This is a genomic window from Bacteroides sp. NSJ-48 (assembly GCF_014287405.1).
Classification (GTDB): domain Bacteria; phylum Bacteroidota; class Bacteroidia; order Bacteroidales; family Bacteroidaceae; genus Bacteroides; species Bacteroides stercoris.
This window is the reverse complement of the sequence record NZ_JACOOD010000024.1, coordinates 48351-59391: the sequence shown is the minus strand read 5'-3', so window position 1 is coordinate 59391 and position 11041 is coordinate 48351. Positions and strand designations below refer to the sequence as shown.

General features: G+C 41.7%; 11 protein-coding genes and 1 pseudogene. 9 read left to right on the top strand and 3 right to left on the bottom strand.

Going from position 1 to position 11041, the window contains the following annotated elements:
• Positions 1-263, bottom strand: a 263-nt coding sequence (locus H8S52_RS12210; RefSeq protein ID WP_186909908.1) for a transposase family protein, incomplete at its 3' end; no start/stop codon positions are given.
• A gap of 701 nt (positions 264-964) precedes the next feature.
• Here H8S52_RS12210 and H8S52_RS12205 point away from each other — a divergent pair.
• From H8S52_RS12205 to H8S52_RS12180, 6 genes are read left to right on the top strand one after another with little or no spacing between them, the layout of a single operon-like run.
• Complete coding sequence (locus tag H8S52_RS12205) at positions 965-2974, top strand: energy transducer TonB (protein ID WP_186909907.1); 2010 nt, start codon at positions 965-967, stop codon at positions 2972-2974.
• 25 nt (positions 2975-2999) lie between these two features.
• Positions 3000-4586, top strand: coding sequence for an energy transducer TonB (locus tag H8S52_RS12200; RefSeq protein ID WP_117985265.1), 1587 nt, complete (start codon positions 3000-3002; stop codon positions 4584-4586).
• A gap of 8 nt (positions 4587-4594) precedes the next feature.
• Positions 4595-4738: a hypothetical protein gene (locus H8S52_RS12195; protein ID WP_016662620.1), complete on the top strand. Its 144-nt coding sequence runs from the start codon at positions 4595-4597 to the stop codon at positions 4736-4738.
• A gap of 16 nt (positions 4739-4754) precedes the next feature.
• On the top strand, positions 4755-5888 hold the full coding sequence (locus tag H8S52_RS12190) for an energy transducer TonB (RefSeq protein ID WP_016662621.1): 1134 nt from the start codon (positions 4755-4757) through the stop codon (positions 5886-5888).
• 11 nt (positions 5889-5899) lie between these two features.
• On the top strand, positions 5900-6769 hold the full coding sequence (locus H8S52_RS12185; protein ID WP_016662622.1) for an AraC family transcriptional regulator: 870 nt from the start codon (positions 5900-5902) through the stop codon (positions 6767-6769).
• A gap of 24 nt (positions 6770-6793) precedes the next feature.
• Complete coding sequence (locus H8S52_RS12180) at positions 6794-7492, top strand: hypothetical protein (protein ID WP_016662623.1); 699 nt, start codon at positions 6794-6796, stop codon at positions 7490-7492.
• Positions 7493-8068: 576 nt separating this feature from the next.
• On the opposite strand, the gene H8S52_RS12175 is transcribed toward H8S52_RS12180, so the two are convergent.
• Positions 8069-8455, bottom strand: coding sequence for a hypothetical protein (locus H8S52_RS12175; protein WP_016662626.1), 387 nt, complete (start codon positions 8453-8455; stop codon positions 8069-8071).
• 383 nt (positions 8456-8838) lie between these two features.
• Here H8S52_RS12175 and H8S52_RS19970 point away from each other — a divergent pair, with 383 nt between their 5' ends.
• Positions 8839-9162, top strand: a complete 324-nt coding sequence (locus H8S52_RS19970) for an Abi family protein (RefSeq protein ID WP_016662628.1) — start codon at positions 8839-8841, stop codon at positions 9160-9162.
• Positions 9163-9181: 19 nt separating this feature from the next.
• Here H8S52_RS19970 and H8S52_RS12165 read toward each other — a convergent pair.
• Positions 9182-9403 (bottom strand): annotated as a pseudogene (locus tag H8S52_RS12165) (transposase); the annotation flags it as partial.
• A gap of 202 nt (positions 9404-9605) precedes the next feature.
• Here H8S52_RS12165 and H8S52_RS12160 point away from each other — a divergent pair.
• Both H8S52_RS12160 and H8S52_RS12155 read left to right on the top strand, forming a co-directional pair.
• Positions 9606-10217, top strand: coding sequence for a TetR/AcrR family transcriptional regulator (locus tag H8S52_RS12160; protein ID WP_016662629.1), 612 nt, complete (start codon positions 9606-9608; stop codon positions 10215-10217).
• A gap of 386 nt (positions 10218-10603) precedes the next feature.
• Entirely contained in the window at positions 10604-11035 is a 432-nt protein-coding gene (locus H8S52_RS12155; RefSeq protein WP_016662630.1) for a hypothetical protein, read from the top strand.
• Positions 11036-11041 lie beyond the last annotated feature (6 nt).

Sequence of the window (11041 nt, the reverse complement as noted above, 5' to 3'; positions counted from 1 at the left end):
TCATTGGAAGACTTGTCAAGCCATTTACGTTTACGAACATGGAGATAAGTGGCGCGACCACGAATAGGATAGTCTTGGATTGTACGATACTCACCAAAACCATAGGATATGATATCCGGGTTGGTCTTATCTTCTTTTAGCTGAACTTTTTTTTCATCAAGATAAATATCAAAACGGTCAGCACTCTTGTCGAAATTGACAATATCAAAGTTGTCTATAAGCACATCCGGAAGGATGGCACGAAGGAGTTGTGCGGGTTTCATAAAACAAAGGTAAGCAAAGATAGCTAATTTTAAAACTTACCAACCAGATATTTCCGCTGAGCCAAATGTTCTGGAATAACATGGTTGAGCATCACAGAGTATTTCTGGATCAGGAAATCATGAAAGTAATCCGATAGGAATATACTTATAAAGAATGAGCAGTTTTACGGAAAATTAAACAGAAAACGTAAAAGCACAAATAAAAAAATCCCTAACTTTGAAAAATAACAGTACCCGAATTGCTGCTATATCGAAAAACAGACTATCTTTGTAGAGTCGTGCAAACGACAGACATATATAGTTGATGTGTTTCGCTAACACCTTGTATTAGAAATCTGGTAAATTTCAAAATGGAAGCAGGGCTGAGCAGTAACACTTGTCACATGTATCCGTATGCGAATGACATGCGATATAGGTGTGGGGTACTGTTTTCATTTATTTGCTTCCGGGTTTTACCAGAACCTCTAATACAAATAAGTAAACCGGCTCCACACTTTCTTGTTAGATAGTGTGGCATTCAAGTCCGGTGGCGAAAATGGGGTCAGTCCGAAATGTTGATTTTCAATAATGGAATCCATGTGTGTTGGATAATTGTCGGATAATTGGTCATGAATGAATAGAAATCCGTAAAACTTATCAGCATTCATAAGAAACCATGCGTAGGATCTGGCTATTTTTACGCAGAAAAAACGGATAAGATTATGAAAAACGTAATTGCCATAATAAAAAACGCTTGGGGTGACAGTCCGCCACCGAAAGTCAAAACCAGCTTTATTCCCAACCCCTGTGATTGGGAGAAGAAAAATTATCTGACGACCCCCGGCTCTTACTACCGGCAAAAGGCATCGGTCGGATTCATAGCCATGAAAGGATGGCTTTTCACTATTTTGCGTTTGCCGAACTGTACCTTTGCTAACCAAGCGTTTTCTTACTTTCCTTTTCTATTCTCTATCTTGAATAATCAGATTCTCGCAATATATAAATTATACAATCACTTTTGGAATGATATGAAGGTGTCTTATCCTGTAAAAGTTGCTGTGAAAAAAACAGCATTCATAGCATTGTTCTCAGGCATGGTATTGTCAGCCGGAGCTCAGAATACGAACCTAATAACCGAAGAGGAGCCTGATATAAAGGTGACAAAGGATACGGTATGGAATATAGCGATTGAAGAGAAAACGGCAGCAAAAGTACAATTCCCCCAACCGGGAGACAAAATTGATGTACTGGACCCTATCGTGTACGGTTTATGCTATACCGTTGCCTATGATAGGCTCGCCCGGAAATCCGTCAAGGTGAAAACTTACAGGAAAGAGTACGCCCCGTATATCCACGCCGGCTATGACTTTGGCGTAAAGCATTGGAAAGAAATCGTTCTAAAAGACTATTCCTCGCTCTGGAAACAATTGCGGGGCATTGCAGAGAGTACCGGAATGGAAAGGATCTGCTTCCGCAACGGAGCCCTTATGGGAGCATACTCAACAAATCCCTATCCGGAACTGGATTATATCGATACCGCAATTTCTGATGTGCTGAAACAGGTAAGGAAGCATATAGCTTCTGAAAATGAGATATCCCGACACTATGACACCTTATCTGATAAATGGTTTTCTTTTTTCAATGGAGAGAAAGAACGCTATTACGACATCGCAAATCACAACAGACCTTATTTCCTGTGTCAAGAGCATGCCGACGATGCCCTTATTCTTCCAGAGTGGATAGATACCGCCACAGCAAGCAATGACCTCACCCAATCGGAAGCCCTGGCTTCGGCAATTGCAAAATTTGATTCTCCTGCCGTTCCGGACGGCATCCGCAAACTGAAAGACAACATGAAACTTACACCCGACGAACGGAATGCCTTGCTGGCACCTAATGATATGATTTCGTATGCAGTGGGAGTAGCACAGGCTGGCTGGATTATGGAATATAAGTGGTTTATAGGAGAAGCTCACAGAGAGGAGTTTGATGCAATGCTACTTTCCCGGGGTAACAGTCCTGCCATCATGGCCGCTTTTGGAGACGGACTGAGGAGTGCCATGGATATAACGGAACGTTTCAAAAATGCGATTCTGTGTCAGGTCTGCGACTCGATATGTCTTATGAACAAAGCCATCAAAGCAGAATTGAACAAAGCATACAGACAAAACGTAGTTTATGGTTATGTCTTTATGAACGGAATGGATGCCGTTGAAATATACAGGGCCGGTGCCGAGTGGGATATTCCTGAAAAACAAACGGCCAGCGGATTGCGGCTTGATAAGGACCGGGTGCTTGAAGGTTTCAGGGATTATATGGAGGGACATTTGAAAATGGGTGTCGAATATGCCCGGACACTGACCAAGGGGCGCAATGCCATTGACTGGCATTTATATGAAAAAGATACGGAGACAATAGACTTGTCCGAAAACGGATTCCAGCCTGCCATTCCGCTTAATATAGAAACTGGCTCTCAAAGTGAATTAAGTGCAGAACTGTCGCAGATGCTTACACTCCCACAAGAAGTTGCCGGGCAGAACATTACGGGCAAGGTGATGGCCATGGTGGTAATTGAGGCCGATGGTGCTGTCAGCAAAGTGGAAATTACAAGTTCGCCGCATCCGGCTTTGAGCGAAACTGTAACGGATTGCATCTATCGCATGCGGTTCATGCCGGCAAAATATGACGGAAAATGCGTTGCATCGGTTGCCATTATTCCTGTATTATTCTAATGAAAACACAATATCACCATTCACCATGAAAAGATTATTATCAACCGTCCTGCTTGCATGTTTCGTACTGGGAGCATGGGCACAAAACAAGACGAAAATGACAGAAGAAGAGAAAAAAGAGGCCATGAAGCAACTTGAAGTGCTCTATCAGTTCGAGACAGGAGCGGCATTCGGCGAACTTGATTCATTAACAGAAAGCCAAGAGTTCAAACAAGATAGGCTCCCTTGGGAAAAATGGGCGGACAAATTCAAACACAAGAGCTTTAAAAAGAGCCTGTCAAGACTGTTCATGTGCTTTGACAAGGCATTCATAGAGCCGAACAAGGATTCTCCTATCTTTTTCAACCTTATGCTAAGGGGCAAAGACGAAGATGTATCTTCATATTTCGGTGGTCGACAAGGATCCGGCCTGTGGAAAAAGTATTATCACGAGGATGAGAACGGGAACTTCACGGGGTTCTGCAAAGAACTTTTCTTCGACCTGGAGACTGATTTGCAGCTTCATCTGGCGGATAAACAGGGCAAACCGGTCTATATACACCCGGATGAAGATATCTATCTGCTTGAGGGCGGCGACTATGCCAAGAACAAAGACATGTTGAATATATGGTTCGGATTGCAGATACCGCTGACTGTCCCTTATCAGGAAATTGCAGGCGGACACATCTCCTTGTCTTTCTATATGCCTGAGAAATACGACCGCATCACAGTACCCATAAAGGATTTTGGAGACAAACCGGTGCAGGTGACTTGGGGCAACAAGACTTTTTCCATAGAAAAGGTTGACAGCAACGGCTTCACCATTTCCGCAGACGCAGAAACTATCGATAAACTGAGACGCATGGATTACCTTTATCACAGGGATGGAAACTGGTACGAGCCGCCCTCTTCAACATTCACAACAGGAGATTTGGACAAGATTCTGAAAAATAGTACAGGGAAAATCACGTTTGAAGAGTGGTTGAAAGGAAAAGGCATCGACCCGAACAACCTGGAAGAGACCTTGAAACACTTTATGGAAGATGAAGATTCAGAGGGAAATGACGATACAGACGCTGCCGGAGTGATGGGAAAGCACTACACGGTTGCCTTGCAGGGAGATAGTCTGTTGCTCTACATGCCGGACGAAAAGAGACGGAAAATTGCCGAGATAACCGTATTTGCCCCATCGGAAGGCGAAGCATCCCGGTTAATAATCAACCGCGAGCGATGCAACGAACTTATCGAATGGTTGTGCACAGAAAAATCACCGGACAATACAAAGCAGACCGAACCGGAAGAGATGGAGGAAGTGGATTATTTCAGTCCTGATTTCCAGCCAGCCAAGCCCATCAACCCGCAGACAGGAATGCCGGACGAATGGAACATGGTCTTGGCACAATTGCTCAGGAAGCCGGAAGAGGCAGTCGAGCAAGGAATTACAGGAAGAATGACGGCGGAAATAACCATCGGAACCGACGGCGTTGCCAGCAACGTAAAAATAAACGGAGACCCTCACCCGCTATTGAAAAAAGCGGTCTGCGACTGCCTCTACAGCATAAAGTATGTCCCGGCAAAATGGAATGGAAAAGCAATCTCCTTTGTCGCTACTCTTCCCGTCATTTTTAACTGACCGAGCCTATGGAAGGATATATACTGATTGTACTACAGATTCTGATAATCGGACTGATTATCTGGAGAAGGAAGCTGGATTCCAAAGAGCCGTTAGGTTGTCTGGCGGCGGAGGTTCATCCAGCCGTTTCTAATACAGTATATCAATATTAACAAAAACATACAAATTATGAAAACTATTTTTATCATGGGAATCTTGAGTTTCTTTTGCGGCATCAGTGCCGCACAGCCTCAATACTGGGGTGAGGGTGCATACGATTTGGAAAATGTGGTGTTCGGAATGAAGGTGGACAAGTATTATTCCAAGGCAAAGCCATACGACGGGTATCCTGACAAATCATTCCGCTATTTCGATAAGGAGAAAAAGATATGCAAAACCAAGAAAGGCAAAAAGGCGGTCATTTATCAATACAGCTCGATAGAAACGAACTACGGAGAAGTGCTTGCCCGCTTCGGGAACTTTGAATTCCCTTATACCGGTATGCTGGCGGACAAATCAGGAAAACTTATCGGCATTCTGGCACAGGGAAGGCTGGACGGAACGGCAGCAGTGGATTCGCTTTTATATGCTCTGGCGGAAAAATACGGTCAGAAATGCTATATGACAGAAGAATATTTCGGAGAACGGAATTTCGGGTGGTACATGAATGACAGGACTATCCAACTGTATGTATGCAAGCCGGTCCCAGAACACCTTGATGCCGTAATTTACCTTGAAGAGAACGAAAAGGGAGAACGGAAAATTGTCGGCGGAGGCAGCCAACCTCATACCTGGTACGAAGTGCGCCTGACGGTGACAAAGACGAAATATGACCCGTTTATCGACTGCATCGAGTTTGGAGACTGGATGTATTTCAATGACCTCTTATCCGATGTCAGGAGCATGGAAATCAATCCGGCAGCAGGCATATACGACACCGGCGAGCTGTTTACAGAGGAAGACCTTGTCCCGGACACCGCCAAGGGATATATGAACATTCCGGACGGAGAACTTCCCAAGTTCAAGGAAGGACCGTTCGCGAAATTCCCGGATTTCAGGCTTGCCGTGCGCCATTGGATGGCCTATAATACCGGCCTCGGAAACCAGGGAAATGCCGAAGGGAATGTAAGTGTATCCTTCACAGTGGGAAAGGACGGCAAAGCGAAGGATGCCAAGGTGGAAAACCGGGAGACCACATCGTCCGAACTGGAAGTTGCAGCACTATATACCATTCAACGGCTTCCCGAGTTTATACCTGCCACCCAAAACGGAAAACCCGTGGCATTCCGCATGACGGTGGCACTCAGGTTTGAAAAACGATAAATTTTCTCTATATGGACAAAGGCTTTTCAATAAGCGGTCATCTCCTTTCATGCTTGCAACCGGACGATCCCCGGGAAGCACGTCTGCGTATGCTTTGTGTGACCATATCCAAGGATATGCCGGAGGAGAGAAGAGAGCGGCAACTGCGTCCCTTTGCATCGGACATGGAATTCATGAATATGATTGCCGGATGGATGAACGGGCTTCCCGAAGCAATTAGCCATGAACAGCCGGACTTTGAGAGATGGCTGGAGCTGTTCATGACTGCCGGTGAAGCAGAATCCACCCTCTATGTCATGCGTTTGCAAATATGGTACACGCATTATTGCTGCGTAAAAGAGTTACTGACCTTATGCCGGTTGCTACAAAGGCATTGTGAAGAACATCTGGAAGCCATCTATCACAGAATACTCTACTACTTCCGCGAAGCGAGAATACAATGCGGAATGCCTTCCACTTCCGAGCCGGCAGAAGGCATTGAAGTATCATTCAAACTGCTCGATGCCTCCTACGAACATATCAACCGTAAAATCATTTTGCAAGCGGAAGAACTGCTCGGTATCCATACCGACCATTCTTTCATTCAGAAAGTGATGGAATGCCATACTGAAGCGAAGACAGCAGAAGAACTGGCGGAACTATGCGGAGCAAACAGCACCGTTACCTTCCGTCGGACATTCCTGAGATTGTTTAACTGTCCGGTAGCCCAGTGGCTTCGGCAAAAACGTGCCGAGCAGGTGCTGAAACTGTTGAGGACTACACACCTTCCCTTACCGGAGATTGCCGAACAATGCGGGTTTGCGAACCAGTCTTACCTGTCTGATTTCTGCAAGCGGAATCTCGGTGATACACCGGTAAATATCCGGAGAAACAGGAACTGACCATTTATTATAAAATGAACGAATATGAAAATTAAAATACTTATCATCATTGGATTGACAGCATTTTTATGCTTATCCGGCGCAACAGCCCATGCACAATCAGACAAACAGATTATCAACATGGATAACCCGGACTATGACATCGATGTGGAACGTTTATGTTCTCCATATATTGATTTCGATAATCCCAAAGAGACCAGCAAAGAAGTAAGCTATCGCTATGTGAAATACACACAAAACATGAACGTTTCGTTTTCTGAGAGATATCCGATTTTAATATATTATATAAGTATGGACAGTCTCGTTACCAAGAAAGCAACTTTTTGTGATACCGACTTCGGGAAACTGAATTTAATAACCAATGCACAAGGCAAATTAATATCGATGGTCTGCGAAACGAAGATGAACAAAACAAGCTTCAAGGAACTGGTAAAGGCTGTTAGACAGAAATGTGGCAAACCTGCCCTGAGGAAAGCAGAAACAGGTAAAGACGAACTTAAAAAGATTCTGATAAACTCGATGGTATCAAAGGGCAAGAACATACCCGTGTATCTTTGGAAGCTGGATGACGAATATATCGGACTGTTCATGGAAGGCGAGGACATCGTAAAGCTCTTCCGGGCAAAAAAAGAATTTGAAGATTTGCTCATCAAAGTAAATGGTCCTTACATTGAGGCAACAATAGAGTTGCAAAAATTGGAGAGAAAAATGTTCAAGAGATAAGAAACAGGCTATAATAAGCTATTTTTAAGTCACATGAAAATGGCAGAAATGTGGGATACGGAAACACAGCAAGAAAGCATGTTCAAACATATTCTACAACACATTCCGGTGAAAAAAAATCCATCTATAAGCATACTAAAGAATCATTTTCTATATTTGCTGTATTACAAATAGATAACAAGCCATTAAAAACACATGCCTCATGAATACAACATCACAAGCACCGCAAAATATCTGATATCAGTTCTGTTGCTGTCAATCATACTATCAGTTTCAGCCTTAACCGTTACTTATTTTCTGTATCGTATGGAGATAGAATTGAGAGATACGGAGATGTGGAATTTCATCTATGATACAGGCTGCTATCAGGATGCAGAGCCCCAAAAACTTTTGTGGTTTACAGCAATTTCCATTGTGTTTTATCTGCTTATGAACTTGTTCTTTCATTGTATTTCGTATCTTTACAAACCATAGATGTAACTGTTTATCAGAAAAATGAATGTAACAAAAAAACAAAGTACACATATTGCTGACTGTTGCAGGTTTGCTGGCTATATAAAATATCGACACTTAGGTCTACTTTTTTTTGTCTTTAAAAAAATAGAGTATAGCAGCTTTTATAACAGGATAAAAAACTATCAAGGCTTTTGCACTCAAAATAGTGAAAAATATACCATATAAAACATTCATCACTTGAATCTTGTATGGGTACTTGAACAATCCTAAAACGCATAAACTTATCCCGCCAAAAAAAATCACTAAAAAGAAAAATGCACATAATAAAAATGGAAACGGACCGTCATATTCTGTAAAATCAGCTAATCCAAGCCATTTCTTCCATTTTTTCCACCGTTCTTCCGGTTCCCTTTCCTTCCTCATTCTCTCCGATTCTATTGCACGCTGACGAAGTTTCTCTTGGGGACGCTGTAAACTGAGATTGTATCTCCGCATCTTTTCACTCATGCGTTTCTTTTTCCTTTTTGTCACTCTTTATATCTCCTATTCCTGTATGGTTCTACTTAACTTAAGATAACAAAGATAACACAATAAAATTAATGCAACATACAGGACATAATTATTATTTTGATAGAAAATATCAAATTAGTTGGAGCACAGCTAAAAAAGTATTACCTTTGTATCAACAATTTCCGCCACGCCTCTTTACAATGCGTACTAGGGCGGAACTTTTTTTATACACCTATGGTAACATACGCGAAACAGCCCCTAAGTATTGCCGACCAAATGGAAATATTGAAAAGCAGGGGAATCTTATTTGACAACGAACAGGCAGCAATCGAATATTTAAAATAATCAGTTATTTCCGGTTTGCTAATTATTGGAAACCTATGGAAAGCGATAAGGTGAACCATGTATTTAAGCCTAAGAGTAAGTTTGAGAACGTAGTAGCCCTGTATAATTTTGACAAAGAATTGCGTACTCTCATTTTTTCAGCTATACAAAGCGTTGAAATAGCTCTCCGCACTAAAGTAATCCAGATAGTATCATCCAACTGTGGTGCATTTTGGTTTGCTGATGAATCATTGTTCTCCAACACAACAATCTTTTCTAAATGCCTCTCAAATATAGAGGAGGAACTAAAACGCTCAAAAGAAGATTTTTTGATTGAACATTTTGCCAAGTACGATACCCCACCTTCTCCACCTGCGTAGAAAACTTTAGAAGTATCATCTTGATGCGTAATTCCTGCACGGCATCACAAGCTAATTTCTGAATGTGAAAACGGTCTATCACACTGCTGGCTTTAGGAAATGCAGTCCGTACGATCTTGCGCATGGAGTCTGAAAGGTCAAGTATCACTTCTTTAACGGCATAACGACTTTCTTCGTCAATTCGCTGAAGTACAGCTATTACATCTTCCGATTTGGTGTTTGCCACAACTGCTACAAGAGAAAAAGCCTATTTTTATATATTTTATTGCTTTTCAATAAATTACCCCGTTTTATATGGAATTTGGAGTATAGTCTGAATGTGCGGCAGGCAAAGAAAAATATGGGGTTCTTTCAGAGTATCAGCGATGAATATGGTTTGATCTTGAAAGAATTTCCCTTAAAATCAGTATATTTGAAGCCGAAAACCAAAGAATTAAAAAAATATGTTTACCAACAGGGATGAAGTATTGGAAAAAGCTTTGAGAATATTCGCTAAGATGAATTACGAGAAAGCAAGCCAAATGGAAATTGCCAAGACCTGCGGATTGTCTAAAGCAGGACTTGTTTATTATTTTCCATTCAAGTTGGACTTGTTCAAGGCTGTAGTGGACAAGTATGTGTTCGATACCCAGCATTCGAAAAACAAGTTTAACTTCACTGCAAACTCACTGTCGGAGTTTATCGACCAGTATGTAGCCGGAGTGGAAAACACGATGCAGCGGCTCGTACACTTGTTGGATGATGGGAATAATCCCAGCAGTTGTAGCTTCAATTTTTACTATTATCACCTATTGATGCAAGTAAGGCTGTATTATCCCAATGTAGAGGAAAAACTAGCCGTCATATTTGAACAGAACTACCAACTATGGAAGTCCGCCATTCAGAAGGCTAAAGAAAATGGGGAAATACGGCAGGATCTGGATGTGGAAGAAACAGCTTCAATGTTCTGGCAGATGTTCTTCGGTACGTCCTTTGAAGCATCCTTTTTTCAAGGGTTGGATACCCAAAAACTATCGCGAAGCCTGCACTTCCTCTACTCTCTGTTGAAAGCCTGAAATTCAGCTTCCTTACAATGTAAGGAGGCAATATATTCCCACAAAAGGGACTTTAATCAAATAAAACCAATTATTCGGTTTGTTTTTCTGTTTCTTTGTGTATATTTGCGGCTATATAATATTGCTGTCAGTTACATGGACAATGTTCAGAAACAGAAAGAAAACATCGCGTACTCTACAAAGAAAAAGGGAAGGACGGCTTTTCCATACATCCGTTTCTCCCCACATTTACATTGATTATAGCCAGAGATGTACATGCAGTACTACCCCACCTGCAAGAATCCGCCCGATAGAAGAAATCCGGTAGAAAAGAAACTGATGTTGCACTGTCAATGTTTAATAATGTTCCTGCTTGTCCCGTTATATAAATGATAAAGTAAAATTGTATGGAAGATTTTGATATTCTTAACAAATTTGACAATGACAAACTAATAGACATAGTGAAAAATTATAAGCGCTATGGCTATAATGATGCACTTCGTAATTATGTTATCAATTTATTGGGAGAGAGGGGCTGGAGCAGAGAGGATTTGCAGCAATTTGGTTATTTAACAAACAATAATTACGATGAAGCAGAAAAACAGTACAAAGCATACAAAAGAAATTCATTAATAGGAATTTGTACACTTGTATTTAGTGGGGGAATTTTGATTATTGTCTATTTAATCTTTTTGATTATGGCTTATAGAAATGTTGCAAGATTTTATAAAGCATTGGGGCGCAATGAAGATGAAACTGCGTTGTTCAATGCTTTGGGCGTGTTGGCTTATTTTCATCTGAAAGGAAAAATGAAAGAGGAATTGAAAGGAATAAGATAGGTTTAT